This window comes from Ligilactobacillus sp. Marseille-Q7487, from assembly GCF_949152225.1.
Lineage (GTDB): Bacteria > Bacillota > Bacilli > Lactobacillales > Lactobacillaceae > Ligilactobacillus.
In genome coordinates, this window is record NZ_CASCJC010000001.1 from 543,419 (window position 1) to 560,202 (window position 16,784).

The following is a 16,784-nucleotide window of genomic DNA, read 5'->3' on the forward strand; positions in this document are numbered from 1 at the left end:
GGGGGGAATTCACATGCATGGTCTGTTACACGGCATAAAAAAATTCATCAAGCAAAAAGCAACTATCCTAAAATTGTTATTCGTTTTTTCAGTGATGATTTTTGTAATTTATGAAGTGGGCCGTATTTTTAAGCAAGTCGATTGGCAAATTGTTGAGGATAATCTGAGTGAACAATCGTTTGGCGTTATCTTTTTATTATTAGTACTAGGAATGTTAGCGGTCTGTCCAATGTTACTTTACGATTTTGTAATTGTTAAATTTTTACCGGGAAAATATTCGCTAGGTTATATTTTGCACAGTGGTTGGATTGTTAATACTTTTACTAATTTAGCCGGATTTGGCGGTATTTTAGGAGCGACTTTGCGAGCAAATTTCTATAATAAAGATGCTAGCAAAAAACAAGTATTGTATGCTTTATCAAAGATTGCGTTATTTTTATTGTCGGGTCTGTCATTATTTTGTTGGCTGTGTTTAGCTTTAATGCTAACAACCAATATAGATACAACATACCAAAATTATTATATTTGGCTTTTAGGTGGAGGAATATATTTTCCTATTTTATTTTTAGTAACTAAGTTTAAAGGTAATGAATTTTTCAAAGATTTAACGATTAAACGTGAATTGACGTTAATTTTAGCATCCGTGTTGGAGTGGGGATTTGCCGGCGGTTTTTTCCTATTAATAGGAGCTTTTTTAGGTTTTAAGATTAACTTGTTAGCGGTCTTTCCGTTATATATAATTGCTTCAGTTTTAGGAATTATTTCGATGGTTCCTGGTGGCTTAGGTTCGTTTGATGTTTTAATGTTACTAGAGTTGACAAGTCTAGGTGTTTCAAATGAACAAGCTGTTGTTTGGCTATTATTTTTCCGGTTGTTTTATTATATTGTACCATTTGTTATTGGTGGAATCTTTTTTGTACATTCTGCAGGACATGGGATTAATCAGAAGTTTGATGGAATTCCTAAATCTATCTTGCAAAAATGCTCGCATATTTTAGTGACGGCTTTTATGTATTTTTCAGGGATCTTTATGTTGCTTGAAGCGGCGGTTCCTAATTTTACCTATAATAACCAGATTTTGTTGAAGATAATGCCATATACTTTCTTTTTCTTAGATCACATTACTACAATTATCTTTGCCTTTTTATTGATTGGGATGGCTCGTGGAATTGAATCAAAATTAAAGAAAGCATATATTCCAACGCTTGTGGTTTTGGCAATTGGAATTATTAATACGCTATGGAAGGCATATACATTGAGCTTGGCGGTCTTTTTAGCGCTTGTTATGTTAATGGTGTATTTTTCACGCCATGAAATGTATCGCCAAAGATTACAGTATTCATTTGGTAAATTGGTTGTCGATGCGGCAATTTTTGTTGGAACTTTCGTTTTATATGCGATAGTTGGAATTATTAACTTTCCTGTCAAACATATTCCAAATCATTTTAAAAAGATTCCGAATTTTTTACTTTTTCCTGGACAAAAATTATGGTTTTATGGGTTATTAGGGCTTTTATTAGCTGCCGTAATTTTATTGCTGGTCTTGAAATACTTTACGCAAGGGGTTGATCCGTTCAAACGACAAACTTTTGATGCTAAAAGAATCAAGGCGGTTATTGAACAATATGGCGGTAGTGAAGTCAGTCATTTAGCGTTTTTGCGAGATAAGAATACTTATTTTTATCGTGTTGATGAAGAAGATAAACTCTTTTTCATGTATAAAAAGATGGCAGATAAATTAATCATCATGGGTGGTCCAATTGGCGATCAACAATATTTAAGACCCGCTTTGGAGCAATTTATGCAAGAAGCCGATGTTTATGGTTATCGCCTAGTCTTTTATGAAATCTCTGGGCCATTGACGATGTTATTGCATGAATATGGGTTTGATTTCATAAAAACAGGTGAAGAAGGCTATTTAACTTTAGCTGATTTTACTTTGACTGGTAAAAAACGCAGAGCGCAGCGTGCTTTAATGAATAAGTTTGAACGTGAAGGTTATGTTTTTAGTATAGAAAATCCACCATTTAGTTCTGAATTTATGGAACAATTACGTGAAGTTTCTGACAGTTGGTTGAATGGACAAGTTGAAAAAGGTTTTTCATTAGGCTTTTTTGATGAGTTTTACCTTAATCAAGCACCAATTGCAATCATTAAAGATGAGCAAGAAAAAATCGTGGCTTTTGCATCGTTAATGCCAATGAAAGATAATATTTTATCAATTGACTTGATGCGTGAAAGCAAGGATGCACCGTCTGGAATAATGGATAAAATTTTCATTAGTTTGTTTGAATACGGACGTGAGCAAGGTTATGAGTATTTTGATATGGGCATGGCGCCTTTAGCTAATGTTGGTGATTCAGAATTTAGTTTTATCGAAGAAAGAATGGCTCATTTTATTTACGAATATGGCTATAATTTGTATGGTTTCCAAGGGCTAAAAGCTTATAAAAACAAATACGTAACTGAGTGGCAACCACGTTATACGGCTTATCGTAAGCCAAGTTCTGTAGCAATTACAATGTTACAATTAGTGATTGTTGTCAATCAAAAACGCCATGACCATAATCGTTATGATCCTAACTTGTTGGTTCCGAATTTCTTACAAAAATAAAGTTTACAAAGTGTAAAAATATTTTAATACTATGTATAGTCGTTCAGAAATGGACGACTATTTTATTGCAGTACTAAATTTAGTAAAGAAAATATCTTTTGTATCTAGCTGTTGTACTTTTTTAATTGACAAAGTTCAATGATTGCAGTAATGTTAGTATATAGTTTACAATCGTAAACGAAAGGAGATAGACATGCAGACAGATATCTTTTTAATCTCAGGGATGGTTTGTGCAGCCTGTGGACAAACAGTTGAAAAGGCTGTTCAAAAATTAATTGGAGTACAAAAAGCACAAGTAAACTTAGCGAATAATCAATTATTAGTTGTGTATGATACAGATAAGTTGACGACTGAGGCTATTATTTTGGCAGTTGTTCAAAGTGGCTATCAAGCAAAACTTTTAAATGAAGAAGATGATAATCATCAATTACAGCAAAAACAACAAGAAGAATTATTAAAAAATTATCAACAACACTTTATAATTAGTGCATTGTTGAGTATACCGGTAGTTTATTTGGCAATGGCAGAAATGTTTGCTTGGCCGCTTCCTTTATGGGTTACTGCTAGTTACAGTCCATTGATCTATACAAGTGTACAATTTGTTTTAAGTACACTTGTTTTAATCAGTAATCATGCTTTTTACACGGCAGGGCTAAAAGCCTTGATAAAAAGGCATCCTAATATGGATTCATTGATTGCACTGGGAACTGGTGGAGCTTATTTGAGTAGTATTTGGACAACAATTTTAATTTTTAAAGGGCAACATCATTTAACGATGAGCCTGTATTATGAAGCTACAGTAGTTGTATTGAGTCTAGTTTTATTGGGACGTTTCTTAGAACAAAAAGCAAAGGGAAAAACATCGCAAGCAGTCATGCAATTACTGGATTTAGCACCTAAAAAAGCGCGCTTAGTGACGGATGAAGCGGAAGTTTTGGTAGACGTGGCTACTCTTAAAGTCGGAGATATTATTAGGGTTTTACCAGGCGAAAAAATTCCGGTTGATGGAATAGTGATTTGTGGTCAAAGTCAAGTTGATGAAGCAATGCTAACCGGTGAAAGTCAACCAGTGCTAAAACAAGCTCAAAGCAAAGTTTATGCCGCAACACTTAATCAAACTGGGAGTTTTGAATTTAAAGCGACTAAAGTTGGTCAACAAACATTATTAGCAGAGCTGGTTAGATTAGTTGAACAAGCACAATCAACCAAGGCACCGTTGGCTCGTTTAGCGGATAAAATTGCTTATTTTTTTGTACCAGGTATTATTTTATTGGCATTTTTAACTGGTTTGGCGTGGTTGGTTATTGGACATCAAAGTTTGACTTTTTGTTTGAAAATAATGCTTGGAATATTGGTGATTGCGTGTCCGTGTGCTTTAGGCTTGGCAACACCAACAGCAATTATGGTTGGAATTGGACAAGGAGCTAAAAAGGCGATTTTGTTTAAAAACGGTGAAGCTTTAGAAAAGTTATGTCATGTGCAAAAAGTCTGCTTAGACAAAACAGGTACGATTACACAAGGTAATTTTAAAGTGGTAGCTAATAAAACTTTAGGTGGTTTTTCTAAAAAACTAGCCTTACAACTGGCTGCAAGTGCTGAACAAAATTCAGAACACCCAATTGCACAAGCTTTGATTAAAGAAGCTAAAAAACAATCCTTGCCTTTATTAGCAAGTGATAACTTTGAAGCTTTAGTTGGTAAGGGGATTTCTTGTCAAATTGAGCAAAAAGAAGTTTTAATCGGTAATCAACGTTTATTGGAAGAATTTTTTGTTGATGTAAGTGATGCCAAAGAGCTAACAAGCCAAATGCAAAGTCCAATTTATTTAGCACTCAACAAGCAATTAGTTGCAATATTTGAAATTAGCGATGCACTCAAAGAAGATAGTAAGCAAGCGATATTAAATCTACAAAAGTTAGGCTTAGAAGTTGTTATGTTGACAGGAGATAATCGAAAAGTCGCAGCACAAATTGCTCAACAAGTAAATATCACAGAAGTTTATAGCGAAGTAACACCTAAAAAAAAGGCGCAAATCATTCAAAAACTGCAACGAAGAGATTCTGTTTTGATGGTTGGCGATGGGATCAATGATGCTTTGGCGTTGAGTCAAGCTGACGTTGGGATTGCGATTGGTTCAGGAACTGATATTGCATTGGAATCAGCGCAAATTATCTTACAACGTAATTCATTAACTGATGTTGTAAAAGCAGTAAAATTAAGCCAAGCAACTGTCAAAAATATTAAAGAAAATCTTTTCTGGGCATTTATCTATAACTTATTAGGTATTCCGATTGCAATGGGAGGATTATATTTGTTTGGAGGTCCGTTGTTAAATCCAATGATTGGAGCAGGTGCAATGAGTTTAAGTTCACTTTGTGTGGTGCTAAATGCTTTACGATTACGTTTCAAAAAGATATAAAAAAACATTTGCTAGGCAACAGCCTAACAAATGTTTTTTTAGTATTAAAACTTAAAGTCGTAATCATCATCAGACATCGCTTCAACATTGCCTAAAAGATAACCATTTCCGACTTGTGAAAAGAAGTCATGATTAGAAGTCGAAGTTGAAATACCATTCATTACAACAGGATCGACATCATCAGCTGTATCTGGGAAAAGTGGATCTAATCCTAGATTCATCAAAGCTTTATTAGCATTATAGCGTAAAAAGACTAACACTTTTTGGCTCCAGCCGACTTGATCATATAACAGATGGGTATATTTTTCTTCGTTTTCGTATAGTTCAAACAAGAAGTCATAAACCCACATTTTGAGTTCTTCTTGTTGTTCGCTTGTCAATTCGTTAAAACCTAACTGAAATTTATAACCAATATAGGTTCCATGTACAGATTCGTCACGCAAAATTAATTTGATAATTTCGGCCACATTGGCCATTTTATTGCGTCCTAACCAATATAGTGGTGTGTAAAAACCTGAGTAAAATAAGAAAGTTTCCAAGAAAACAGAGGCAACTTTCTTTTGTAAAGCAGTCCCATTTTGATAGATATCATTGATTTTTTGTGCCTTAAATTGAAGAGTTTGCTCGTTATCTGTCCAAGCAAAAATTTCATCAATTTCTTTAGGGGTATTTAACGTTGAAAAAATCGATGAATAACTTTTAGCATGTACCGATTCCATGAATTCGATATTGTTTAAGACAGCTTCTTCTTGTTGTGTACGCACATCTTTTTTCAAAGAGCTCATACCATCTTGAGATTGAAGCGTATCAAGCAACGTCAATCCCCCAAAAACCTTAGCAATGACGTCTTTATCTGCACTGCTTAAAGTTCGCCAATCGGCTAGGTCATTTGAGAGGGGAATACGTGTATCTAACCAAAATTGTTCGGTTAATTTTTCCCAGGTAGCCTTATCAAGTTGATCTTCTAAAATATTCCAGTTGATTGCTTTATAATTTTCACTCATTACAACGTTTCCTTTCATGTTAGATACTGCAGCTTTCGCATTCATTAGCACCAACTTCACTTTGATCGTCGGTAAATGTGCGCACATAATAGATTGACTTAATGCCTTTTTGGTGGGCATAGTTACGTAGAATCGTCAAATCACGTGTAGTCATCTTGTCTGTTCGGCCATTTTTCCATTCATAAAGCCCAGCTGGAATTGTAGAACGCATAAATAAAGTCAAACTCATTCCTTGATCGATATGTTCTTGAGCTGCAGCGTAAACATCGATGACTTTACGCATATCGATGTCATAAGCACAACGGTAATAAGCTAGTGTTTCATTTGAAAGATAAGGAGCCGGATAGTAAATTTTACCGATTTTACGTTCTTGGCGTTCTTCAATCTTGTTGATGATTGGATGAAGCGAAGCAGTAGTGTCGTTGATATATGAAATCGAACCATTTGGAGCGACAGCCAGACGATTTTGATGATATAACCCGTCTTGTTTGATATCTTCTTTTAATTGTTGCCAAGCTTGTTTATCTGGGATGAAGATACCTTGGAATAATTCTTTAACCTTAGGTGAAGTTGGCACAAATTTATCAGTAAGATATTTGTCAAAGTAAGTCCCATCCGCATATTTACTCTTTTCAAAACCTACAAAAACTTGTTTGCGCTCTTTGGCAATCGTATTAGAGGCTTTTAGTGTCCAATAGTTTAATAACATGAAATAAATGCTAGTAAATTCTACGGCTTCTGGACTGTCATAATGGATTTGATTTTTGGCTAAAAAGGCATGTAATCCCATTGCACCAAGACCGATTGTATGGGCTTGCTCATTACCATGGCGAATCGAAGGAACGACATCAATTTTTGAATTGTCAGTTACAAATGTTAATGCACGTGTCATCGTTGCAACTGATTTACCGAAATCAGGTGAAGCCATTAAATTGGCAATGTTGGTTGAACCTAAGTTACAACTAATATCTGTTCCTAAGACTTCGTATTCTTGGCGATCGTTTAATAAAGAAGGGGTTTGCACCTGTAAAATCTCGGAACAAAGGTTACTCATGATGATCTTACCATCGATTGGATTAACCTTGTTGACCGTATCGATATTGATGATATAAGGATAACCGGATTCTTGTTGTAATTTAGAGATTTCTTGTTCTAATTCACGCGCGTTGATTCGTTTCTTAGGGATATCAGGGTTAGCACACATGTTATCGTATTCTTTGGTGATATCTACATAAGAGAATGGCACACCATAAACACGTTGTACACCCCAAGGATCGAAAAGATACATATCAGCATTATTTTTAGCTAATTCATAGAATTTATCTGGGACAACTAAACCCAATGATAATGTTTTAACTCGAATTTTTTCATCGGCATTTTCTTTTTTAGCAGATAAAAAGTCAATGATATCGGTGTGGAAAATATTTAAATAAACGACTCCAGCACCTTGACGTTGGCCTAACTGATTGGAATAAGAAAAACTATCTTCCAATAATTTCATGACAGGGACAACCCCAGAAGCAGCCCCTTGAATTCCTTTGATAGGGGCACCAGCACCACGTAAATTACTCAAGGAAATACCGACACCACCACCGATACGTGAAAGTTGCAAGGCTGAATTGATTCCACGGCCAATAGAATTCATATCATCGGTTAACTGTAATAAGAAGCAAGAAACTAATTCACCACGACGCTTGCGCCCAGCATTTAAAAAGCTAGGTGTAGCGGGTTGATAGCGTTGGTTGATTAATTCATCAGCTAAATCTAAAGCTAATTGCTGATTACCATCAGCAAAATATAAGGCATTAGCGATGATACGATCTTCAAAAGTTTCAAGATAAGCTTGATTATCGTTAGTCTTTAATGCATATTGAGCATAAAATTTATAGGCAGCCATGAAAGTCTTAAAAGTAAATTTAGCAGCGTAGACTTTGGCAGTTAATTCTTCAATAAAAGAAAAGTCATATTTAGCTAAAAATTCGCTTTCGAGATAATCGTTTTGAATTAAAAAATCATAGCGTTGTTTTAAAGTTGGAAATGTCATCAAATTAGGTATGACATTTTCATTTAAAAAGGCTGATAGAGCTTCTTGATCCTTGTTAAGTTGGATCTTACCGTCGAGCGGAATGTTGACTTGATTGTTGAGGTCATAATAGGTTACCTGATTAATATCAATATCTTTAAGACTCAAGTTGTGCCACCACTTTCTTTACATTTTCTACATCTGTTGAAGTACCATTAAATTCAAATGCATACAACAACGGGACTTGATACTTGTGTGCGATATTTTTTGCAGTGAAAATAAAAAGCTCGGCAAAATTACGATTGCCAGAGCCGATAACACCTTTAAAATAGTGAGAATTTGTGCGATAACTTAAAAAGTCGTCGACCGCTTCTGTGATTTCCTCATCATAAGTTGGAACAATCAAGATAAACGGTTCGCCGACTTCAATTAAAGGTGCTGCCGCATTTATTTCGTAAGTACTAGGAAAGTTTAGTTTTTTTACAAAGCGTCTAGTCTGTCCGGTGACGCTAAAATAAACAATTTTCATTGTGCAATCAACTGCTTTAATAAATCAGGACGAAAACCACTGATTAAAGCTTGTGAATCACGTTCTAAGACTGGCACACTGGCAAAGCCTTTATCTTTTAAATAATTGATATATTCTGGTGAAGTTGAAAGATTTCTTTCTTCAAAATTAATATTATGTTCAACTAAGAAACGCTTGGTCATTTTGCATTGGATACAGTTATCTTTGGTATATAATTCTAGACTCATAAGCAGTTGATTCCTCCTTTGTATTTAACGAAGATTATTATACTACACAAACAATTTTGATACAATATATTGACATTTGAAGAATTTTCATCCCAACATCTTGTATCCGTTGTAAATTGTGGCTTTAGTGAATTTTTATGGGATAAAAAGAAAAATTGCCATTTTTTTTGAGAAAAAAGATGGAGAAATTTTTTATCTAAAAGAGTAGAAAAACACGTCAAGAGAGTCGAATAAATTTAGTTGCGTTTCACTAAATTTGTCCGTATCATAGTAGTGTAACAGAAAGTGAGTTAAAAAAATATGACAAATTATTACTATACTAGAAATCCAGAGGTAAAACATAACGAAAAGACTTGGAATTTCACGTTATATGAACATAATTTTATTTTTAGTACGGATAATGGAGTCTTTTCAAAAGCAACTGTTGATTATGGTTCACGTGTATTACTAGCAGCATTGCAAGATAGTCAAATTAATGGTGATATCTTAGATGTAGGATGTGGTTATGGTCCTTTAGGATTGGCTTTGGCGTATAAGTTTAAAGATGTTCATGTTGATATGGTTGATGTTAATTTATTAGCATTGCAATTGGCTAAGAAAAATGCCATACAAAACGGTTTAAACAATGTTACTATCTTTGAATCAGATGGTTATCAAGCAGTGACTAAAAATGATTATGCTGCTATTATCACTAATCCGCCAATTCGTGCAGGTAAAGAGGTTGTGCATAATATTTTGAGTCAAGCAAAACAACATTTAGCCCCTGAAGGAACTTTGACAGTGGTAATTCAAAAAAAGCAAGGTGCACCTTCAGCTCAAAAAAAGATGTTGGAAGTTTTTGGGAATTGCGAAGTGATTGCTAAAGACAAAGGCTACTTTATTTTACAAAGTACTAAACAATTAGAGGAATAATGCAATGGAGCTAAAACAGCAAGAATATTTCATGCAAGAAGCTTTAAAAGAAGCTAAAAAGGCTTTTGATTTAGGTGAAGTTCCCATTGGATGTGTACTTGTTGTAGATGGAAAAATTATTGGTCGAGGACATAATTTACGTGAAACATCTAATGACGCAACATCTCATGCTGAGATTCAAGCAATACGTCAGGCCAATCAAGCATTGCAAAGTTGGCGCCTTAATGGCGCTAAACTGTTTGTAACACTTGAACCTTGCCCAATGTGTAGTGGAGCAATTTTGAACGCTAGAATTGCCGAGGTTTATTATGGAGCCTATGATTTAAAGGCAGGAACTGCAGGTACTTTACTTAATTTATTGGCAGATCGGCGTTTTAATCATCAATGTTTAGTAACTAAAGGTGTTTGTTACCAAGAATGTCAAGCCTTACTCCAAAATTTTTTTGGAGCAATTAGGCAAAAAAATAATGAAAAAGACTAGCAATATTTTTGATTTTAAGGTATCATAATAGATGCCGTAAGGCCTTGAGGCAATGTTGACCTTATGAAGCGTGTCAGGTCCGGAAGGAAGCAGCACTAAGTTTGGCTTAACATGTGCCTTAAGTTATGAGGAAATTGAGTCCCGGTCTTTTCGATAAGATCGGGTTTTTTTGTAGCTAATAGAAAGGAACATAAAATGAGTTATCAAGCATTATATCGTGTCTGGCGTCCGCAGTGTTTTGCTGATTTAGTGGGACAAAAGTTAGTGGCACAAACTTTAAAAAACGCAATAAGTACCCAACAGATTTCTCATGCCTATCTATTTTGCGGTCCACGAGGCACGGGAAAGACATCAGCGGCTAAGATTTTTGCTAAGGCCATCAACTGTAAGCATCAAGTTGATGGGGAGCCATGTAATCAATGTGAAATCTGCCAAGCAATTACGCAAGGTAGTCTTAATGATGTAATTGAATTTGATGCGGCGTCTAACAACGGTGTTGATGAAATTCGTGAGATTCGTGATAAAGTTAAATATGCACCTACTCAAGCGGATTACAAAGTTTACATTATAGACGAAGTTCATATGTTATCGTCAGGTGCATTTAATGCATTATTGAAAACTTTAGAAGAACCACCGGCTAACGTTGTTTTTATTTTGGCAACTACTGAACCGCATAAGGTTTTGCCAACGATTATTTCACGAACGCAACGTTTTGATTTCAAGCGAATCTTACCTCAAGATATTTTAGAGCGAATGCAATATATCTTAGAGCAAAAGCAAGTAAAATATCAATTAACTGCACTCAAGTTGATTGCTAAAGCAGCTCAAGGTGGGATGCGAGATGCTTTAAGTATCTTAGATCAAGTTATTTCTTTTGGTGAAGATGATGAAGTAACTTTTGAAAATGCCTTATTGGTAACAGGAAGTGTAACACAACAAAGCTTGCAAGAATATTTGCAACAAATTTTTGCTAATGAGACGTCAGCGGCTTTAATGACAGTTCATCAAATTTTGGAACAAGGAAAAGATCCACAAAGATTTATTGAAGAGCTTATTGAATATTGTCGTGACTTGTTGTTGTATTGTCAGGCTCCTCAAGTTGTTGAAGAAGATCAATTAGAGCTGATAAACGAAGATTTCAAGCAAATGGCACAAAATATTGCCCCAGAAATTTTTTATCGTATTATCGAGACTTTAAATACTAGTCAAGAATCTATGCGTTTTAGTGCACATGCAGCAATATATCTGGAAGTTTTAACGGTTAAATTAACTCAGGTGGCGTCTGCTACGCAAGTGATTGAGAAAAAAGAAGTAATACAAGATTTGAGTGAAGTTAATGAATTAAAACAACAAGTCGCTAAGCTCAAACAACAAGTTGCACAGTTGTTGGCGAATAATAGGCAAGCAACTCCAAGAAAATTAGCCAATGCTATAGAACTTGAACCTAAGATTGAACAAGATAAAATTGATCAAATTTTAGTGAATGCTAAACGTGACTCTTTAATCGAGTTGCAACAAAAATGGAATGATATCTTGATGCAACTACCAACACAGTTGCGGGCAAAGATTTCAGCTTCTTATCCAGTGGCGTGTGGCTTATTAGGAGCATTAATCACTATAAAAATTGATGCATTATGTCAAGCTGCACAGGAAGATTCACAATTATGTGATAAAATAAAAGAGCTATTGGGATGGCATGATGAAGTTATTTGCTTTATACCAGAAAGTCAATGGCCTAAGATTAGACAAGATTATGTTACGCGCTTTAAGGCAGGAAAGATTAGCAAACAAGTACAGCCAATCAAGCAATTAAAGCCGGTGGCTACCAAAGAAGAAGTGGTTGAACCAAAAGAGCCTAAATTAACGGCAAAGCCAGAGCCACTTGTAGATGAGGCAATTAAACTTTTTGGAGAAGAATTAATTGAAGTAACCCAAGATTAAAATATGGAAGGATGATTTATTATGATGCGTGGAATGGGAAACATGCAAGGTATGATGAAACAAATGCAAAAATTACAAAAACAAATGAAAGAAGATCAAGCTAAGCTTAATGAAACTGTTTTTACAGGCGTTTCTTCTAATGAATTAGTAAGTGTTCAATTTAATGGTGCTCATGAAATGACAGATATTACAATCAAAGAAGAAGTTATTGATCCTGACGATATTGAAATGTTACAAGACTTAGTGATTATGGCTGTCAACGATGCCATGAAGCAAATAGATGAACATACGCAAAAAACAATGGGCAAATACACCCGTGGAATTGGTTTTTAAACTTAAAGATTGGTGGGAAAAGCGATGCAATATCCAGAACCAATTGCTAAGTTAATCGATAGTTATCAAAAGCTACCAGGGATTGGTGAAAAAACAGCGGCTCGCTTAGCATTTTATACGATTGAAATGGATGAACAAGTTGTTAAAAATTTTGCTCAAGCTTTATTAGCGGTCAAGCATGATTTGTGTTATTGCCATATATGTGGCAATATTACAGAAAATGATCCATGTATTATTTGTGCTGATAAGTCGCGTAATCAAACACAAATTTTAGTAGTAGAACAACCCAAAGATGTTTTAGTGGTTGAAAAAATCAATGAATATCATGGATTATATCATGTTTTAAACGGGGTGTTGTCGCCTGTTGAAGGAAAGGGACCTGAAGATTTAAATATTACTAGTCTTTTAAAAAGACTGCAAAGTAATCCAGAAATTTCAGAAGTTATTATTGCGACTAATGCAACTCCTGAAGGTGAAGCTACAGCAATGTATCTTTCACGTTTGATTAAACCGGCTAATATTAAAGTGACACGTTTAGCTCATGGTTTAGCAATTGGAAGTGATATCGAATATGCCGACGAAATGACCTTATTTAAAGCAATTGAAGGTAGACAAGAACTTTAGGGAAGTGAGAAAGTGTTTGGGAGAAATAAGCAAAAATTGCGCTTAAAATATGATGAATTATTGCTAGAAGATATTATGCAAGCGACAGATATTTGGAATCATGCTAAACAAACGCAAGCAGCCGTATATGAACTAGATGATGAATTGTTGGCACAAACAAAATTAGCTCAAGCCAAGTATCAATTTTTGTATAAAGAGGCACGTATTCGTCGAGTTAAGGGAAAAATTCAAAAATCGGTGATTGATTATTAGGTATAACAGCGTTAAATTAAGGTGACTTGATTTGACGCTGTTTCTTACATTATTAAAAGAGATTGTTGCTAGAACATGGACAAGTTCTAGGATTGTAAAGTACAATAAGAATAATAGATTATAATAGTAATGGAGTTTTTTAAGTGAAAGGAATTTTTGTGACATTTGAGGGTCCGGATGGTTCTGGGAAAACAAGTGTGTTAAACAGCGTTGTTGAAATGTTAAATCAAACAAGTAAAAAAAATGATTACATTTTAACTAGAGAACCTGGTGGCAACCGCATCTCAGAAGATATTCGAGGAATCGTTTTAGATCCAAGAAATACTGAAATGGATGAAAAAACTGAGGCCTTGTTGTATGCGGCGGCCAGACGACAGCATTTAGTGGACACAATTTTGCCAGCATTAAATGAAGGAAAATTAGTGTTATGTGATCGTTTTGTCGACAGCTCTTTAGCATATCAAGGAGCAGGACGCCATATAGGTGTTTATCAAGTTGCTAAGATTAATGAATTTGCTACTGATGGTTTACAACCAGATTTAACATTTTACTTTGATATTGAGCCAGAGGTTGGTTTGGCACGAATTAAAAATCATCGTCAAGATGAAGTTAATCGTTTAGATCAAGAAAGTTTACAATTTTATGAAGATGTACGCGCACAGTATTTGTGTTTGGCAAGAGAAAATCCTAAACGCATTATAAAAATTGATGCAAGGAAATCATTAGCAGATGTTACTGCCCAAGTCTTAGCTCTATTAGAAAATAAATTAGCCGAATTTTTTAAGTAAATTCAAAGAAATGGGGGAAAAAAGATGAAATTAATTATTGCAATTGTTCAAGATAAAGATAGTAATCGCTTGAGTAATGTATTTATTGAAAATAATGTACCTGCTACTAAGTTATCTTCAACTGGGGGATTTCTACGTTCAGGAAACTCAACTTTTTTAATTGGGGTTGATGATCAACGCGTTGATGAGGTTTTGGAATTGATTAAAGAAACTTCTGAAACTAGAAAGCAATTTATGGCACCACCTGTTAATTTAGATTCTCCACTAGAAGCAACAAGTGCATATCCATTAGAAGTTCAAATTGGTGGTGCAACGGTATTTGTATTACCAATCGAAGCCTTTCATCATTTCTAGGTCGTGATATCATGTCAGAAACAATTATGCAATTACAGCCTAATCTGAGCCAACATTTTTTAAAGCTTGCTCAAAAAAAGCAGTTAGCACATGCGTATTTGTTAGTAGGAGACACAGGCTTAGGCAAAAAAGCCTTGGCGCGGTATAGCGCACAAACAGTTTTTTGCCTAAATCAAACGGAAGTTGGACCATGTCAAAAATGTTCGGAATGTTTACGAATTGCTCAAGGAATTCATCCAGATGTAGTAGAAGTCGATCCGCAAGCTACAAGTATTAAAGTTGAACAAATTAGACATTTAAAATCCGAATTCAGTAAAAGTGGGTTAGAAAGTGCACGTAAATTTTTTATCATTTCTGAGGCAGAAAAAATGTCAACTAGTGCAGCTAATAGCTTGTTGAAGTTTTTAGAAGAACCTAGTGGACAAGTTACAGCTTTTTTATTGACGAGTAATGCTAATTTAATTTTACCAACAATTATTTCGCGTTGTCAGTTGTTTGAATTAGAAACCCTTAGTCAAACTAAACGGAAACAACAACTATTAGCAAGAAATATTTCTGCTAAGCAAGTGGATTTATTAGTACAATTAACAACTAGCTTAACTCAAGCGCAAGTGTTGGCTGAAGATTCTGATTTTTGGGAATTGAGTGCACTTATTTTTGAATGGTATGCAAGGATTTTACAAAATGAACCTAGTAGTTTTGTAATGATTCAAACGCAAATATTACCTTTAATTGAACAAGGTGATCCCAAAAAACAACGTACATTGGCTTTGCAATTAATATTGTTGTTGGCGCGCGATAGTTTGTTGATTCATTATCAAGCACTCACACAAAATTTAGCTTTTAGTGCTAAGAGTCAAGAATTACAAACGAAAGGTGCAAATTTAACTGTTGAACAATTGACAAAAGGAATAGAATTAATCTTAGAAACAACTAAAAAAATGACATTTAATGTTTCATTTCAAGGCTTGTTAGAAGCATTAACCTTGAAATTGCTCACTTGCTATCACATAAAATAGTGATTGAAATGAAGGTGATTTTGTGAATAAACGAGAATTATATGACAGTTTTGATGATATGAAAGCCCAAACTTTGACGATTGCTGGTATGCTTGAAAATGTAAAAAGTGAAATGACACGGGTAATCGAAAAAAATGCAGAATTAGAGATTGAAAATCAGCATCTGCGTGAACGTTTGCAAGAGCTTGAATCCAAGCAAAATAAAGGCGCAAACAATGAAGGTGGCCTTTCAAAATCACGGCGAAACTTAGAAAAATTATATGATGAAGGATTTCACGTCTGCAATGTTGACAATATGTATGGTTCACGTCGAATCGATGATGAACCTTGTGTCTTTTGTCAAGATGTGATTTATGGAGAAAGACATTGACATTACAACAAGTTAGCAGTTTTAAAGAAACTAAGGTTACGGGAAGTTTATATTTGGTCCCTACCCCCATAGGAAATCTAACTGATATGACACCGCGAGCAATCGAAACTTTGCAACAAGTTGATTTGATTGCAGCTGAAGATACACGTAATACACAAAAACTCTTGAATCATTTTGAGATTAAAACGCCACAGATTAGCTTTCATGAGCACAATACGCAAGAAAGAATTGGGCAGTTAGTGACTAAGTTAAAGGCTGGTCAAAATATTGCACAAGTTAGTGATGCTGGTATGCCATCAATTAGTGATCCTGGACATGAATTGGTTAAAGCATGTATTTTAGAAGATATTGCCGTGGTGGCTTTGCCAGGGCCAAATGCAGCTTTAACAGCATTGATTGCATCAGGATTAGCACCACAGCCATTTTTATTTTACGGTTTTTTGCCACGTAAAACCAAAGATTTAAAAGAGCAATTAGAGCAGTTGCAATATCAAACGGCGACCATGATTTTTTATGAAGCTCCGCATCGTTTGAAAAAAACATTGCGTATTTTAAGTGATAGTTTAGGGGAAAACAGGCAAATTGCACTTTGTCGTGAGTTGACTAAACGTTATGAACAGTATTTACGTGGTAGCTTAAAAGAAGCGCTTGAATGGAGCGAGGATGCAGAAATTCGTGGTGAATTTGTTTTAATCGTACAAGGAAATTCACAAGGTTTCGCACAATTACAAGCTCATAAAAAGGAGTCAAGTGATTTATCGCTTAAACAACAAGTAGATGCTTTGATTCAAGCTGGGCAAAAACCTAATCAAGCAATCAAACAAGTTGCCAAGGAAAACGGTTTGAAAAAGCAAGTTGTCTATAACGAATATCATCAAATAGAAGGTGTCTAAA

17 protein-coding genes and 1 other RNA gene are annotated in these 16,784 nt (G+C 34.9%); 14 read left to right on the forward strand and 4 right to left on the reverse strand.

What is annotated here, in order from left to right:
• Positions 1-13: 13 nt before the first annotated feature.
• Both mprF and QM017_RS02655 read left to right on the forward strand, forming a co-directional pair.
• Positions 14-2,614, forward strand: a complete 2,601-nt coding sequence (gene mprF / locus QM017_RS02650) for a bifunctional lysylphosphatidylglycerol flippase/synthetase MprF (RefSeq protein ID WP_282708780.1) — start codon at positions 14-16, stop codon at positions 2,612-2,614.
• 193 nt (positions 2,615-2,807) lie between these two features.
• Positions 2,808-5,033: a heavy metal translocating P-type ATPase gene (locus QM017_RS02655; RefSeq protein WP_282708782.1), complete on the forward strand. Its 2,226-nt coding sequence runs from the start codon at positions 2,808-2,810 to the stop codon at positions 5,031-5,033.
• Between the two features lie 44 nt (positions 5,034-5,077).
• Here the strand turns inward: QM017_RS02655 and nrdF are convergent, their stop codons facing one another.
• The 4 genes from nrdF to nrdH are packed head-to-tail and all read right to left on the reverse strand — an operon-like array spanning position 5,078 to position 8,816.
• Entirely contained in the window at positions 5,078-6,037 is a 960-nt protein-coding gene (gene nrdF, locus QM017_RS02660) for a class 1b ribonucleoside-diphosphate reductase subunit beta (RefSeq protein WP_178195831.1), read from the reverse strand.
• A 19-nt stretch (positions 6,038-6,056) separates the two neighbouring features.
• The gene (gene nrdE, locus QM017_RS02665) at positions 6,057-8,228 is read right to left on the reverse strand and encodes a class 1b ribonucleoside-diphosphate reductase subunit alpha (RefSeq protein ID WP_178195829.1); all 2,172 of its coding nucleotides are present in this window, start codon (positions 8,226-8,228) and stop codon (positions 6,057-6,059) included.
• Positions 8,218-8,589 (reverse strand): class Ib ribonucleoside-diphosphate reductase assembly flavoprotein NrdI, encoded by a 372-nt coding sequence (gene nrdI / locus QM017_RS02670; protein ID WP_178195827.1) that lies wholly within the window; start codon positions 8,587-8,589, stop codon positions 8,218-8,220. Before nrdI ends, nrdE begins: the two co-directional genes overlap by 11 nt.
• A complete protein-coding gene (gene nrdH, locus QM017_RS02675; RefSeq protein WP_178195825.1) occupies positions 8,586-8,816 on the reverse strand; it encodes a glutaredoxin-like protein NrdH in 231 nt (76 codons plus the stop codon). Before nrdH ends, nrdI begins: the two co-directional genes overlap by 4 nt.
• Positions 8,817-9,116: 300 nt before the next feature.
• On the opposite strand from nrdH, the gene QM017_RS02680 reads away from it, so the two are divergent.
• The 12 genes from QM017_RS02680 (at position 9,117) to rsmI (ending at position 16,783) form a co-directional block, all read left to right on the forward strand.
• Entirely contained in the window at positions 9,117-9,728 is a 612-nt protein-coding gene (locus QM017_RS02680; protein WP_282708784.1) for a class I SAM-dependent methyltransferase, read from the forward strand.
• 4 nt (positions 9,729-9,732) lie between these two features.
• Positions 9,733-10,209, forward strand: a complete 477-nt coding sequence (tadA, locus tag QM017_RS02685; protein ID WP_178195821.1) for a tRNA adenosine(34) deaminase TadA — start codon at positions 9,733-9,735, stop codon at positions 10,207-10,209.
• A gap of 41 nt (positions 10,210-10,250) precedes the next feature.
• Positions 10,251-10,337, forward strand: an RNA gene (gene ffs, locus QM017_RS02690) — signal recognition particle sRNA small type.
• A gap of 67 nt (positions 10,338-10,404) precedes the next feature.
• A complete protein-coding gene (gene dnaX, locus QM017_RS02695) occupies positions 10,405-12,150 on the forward strand; it encodes a DNA polymerase III subunit gamma/tau (RefSeq protein WP_282708785.1) in 1,746 nt (581 codons plus the stop codon).
• A 21-nt stretch (positions 12,151-12,171) separates the two neighbouring features.
• A complete protein-coding gene (locus tag QM017_RS02700) occupies positions 12,172-12,483 on the forward strand; it encodes a YbaB/EbfC family nucleoid-associated protein (RefSeq protein ID WP_178195817.1) in 312 nt (103 codons plus the stop codon).
• A 24-nt stretch (positions 12,484-12,507) separates the two neighbouring features.
• On the forward strand, positions 12,508-13,107 hold the full coding sequence (gene recR, locus QM017_RS02705; protein WP_178195816.1) for a recombination mediator RecR: 600 nt from the start codon (positions 12,508-12,510) through the stop codon (positions 13,105-13,107).
• Between the two features lie 12 nt (positions 13,108-13,119).
• Positions 13,120-13,359, forward strand: a complete 240-nt coding sequence (locus QM017_RS02710) for a YaaL family protein (protein ID WP_178195814.1) — start codon at positions 13,120-13,122, stop codon at positions 13,357-13,359.
• 143 nt (positions 13,360-13,502) lie between these two features.
• Positions 13,503-14,147, forward strand: coding sequence for a dTMP kinase (gene tmk / locus QM017_RS02715; protein WP_178195811.1), 645 nt, complete (start codon positions 13,503-13,505; stop codon positions 14,145-14,147).
• A gap of 24 nt (positions 14,148-14,171) precedes the next feature.
• Positions 14,172-14,501, forward strand: coding sequence for a cyclic-di-AMP receptor (locus QM017_RS02720; protein WP_178195809.1), 330 nt, complete (start codon positions 14,172-14,174; stop codon positions 14,499-14,501).
• A gap of 11 nt (positions 14,502-14,512) precedes the next feature.
• Entirely contained in the window at positions 14,513-15,520 is a 1,008-nt protein-coding gene (gene holB, locus QM017_RS02725) for a DNA polymerase III subunit delta' (RefSeq protein ID WP_178195807.1), read from the forward strand.
• 22 nt (positions 15,521-15,542) lie between these two features.
• On the forward strand, positions 15,543-15,890 hold the full coding sequence (locus QM017_RS02730) for a DNA replication initiation control protein YabA (protein WP_178195805.1): 348 nt from the start codon (positions 15,543-15,545) through the stop codon (positions 15,888-15,890).
• Positions 15,887-16,783: a 16S rRNA (cytidine(1402)-2'-O)-methyltransferase gene (gene rsmI / locus QM017_RS02735; protein WP_282708786.1), complete on the forward strand. Its 897-nt coding sequence runs from the start codon at positions 15,887-15,889 to the stop codon at positions 16,781-16,783. The genes QM017_RS02730 and rsmI overlap by 4 nt, the downstream gene beginning before the upstream one ends.
• Position 16,784 lies beyond the last annotated feature (1 nt).

Coding starts and splice junctions, on each gene's coding strand:
- mprF (WP_282708780.1), top strand. CDS start 14: ATGCATGGTCTGTTACACGGCATAAAAAAATTCATCAAGCAAAAAGCA.
- QM017_RS02655 (WP_282708782.1), top strand. CDS start 2,808: ATGCAGACAGATATCTTTTTAATCTCAGGGATGGTTTGTGCAGCCTGT.
- nrdF (WP_178195831.1), bottom strand. CDS start 6,037: ATGAGTGAAAATTATAAAGCAATCAACTGGAATATTTTAGAAGATCAA.
- nrdI (WP_178195827.1), bottom strand. CDS start 8,589: ATGAAAATTGTTTATTTTAGCGTCACCGGACAGACTAGACGCTTTGTA.
- nrdH (WP_178195825.1), bottom strand. CDS start 8,816: ATGAGTCTAGAATTATATACCAAAGATAACTGTATCCAATGCAAAATG.
- QM017_RS02680 (WP_282708784.1), top strand. CDS start 9,117: ATGACAAATTATTACTATACTAGAAATCCAGAGGTAAAACATAACGAA.
- tadA (WP_178195821.1), top strand. CDS start 9,733: ATGGAGCTAAAACAGCAAGAATATTTCATGCAAGAAGCTTTAAAAGAA.
- dnaX (WP_282708785.1), top strand. CDS start 10,405: ATGAGTTATCAAGCATTATATCGTGTCTGGCGTCCGCAGTGTTTTGCT.
- QM017_RS02700 (WP_178195817.1), top strand. CDS start 12,172: ATGATGCGTGGAATGGGAAACATGCAAGGTATGATGAAACAAATGCAA.
- recR (WP_178195816.1), top strand. CDS start 12,508: ATGCAATATCCAGAACCAATTGCTAAGTTAATCGATAGTTATCAAAAG.
- QM017_RS02720 (WP_178195809.1), top strand. CDS start 14,172: ATGAAATTAATTATTGCAATTGTTCAAGATAAAGATAGTAATCGCTTG.
- holB (WP_178195807.1), top strand. CDS start 14,513: ATGTCAGAAACAATTATGCAATTACAGCCTAATCTGAGCCAACATTTT.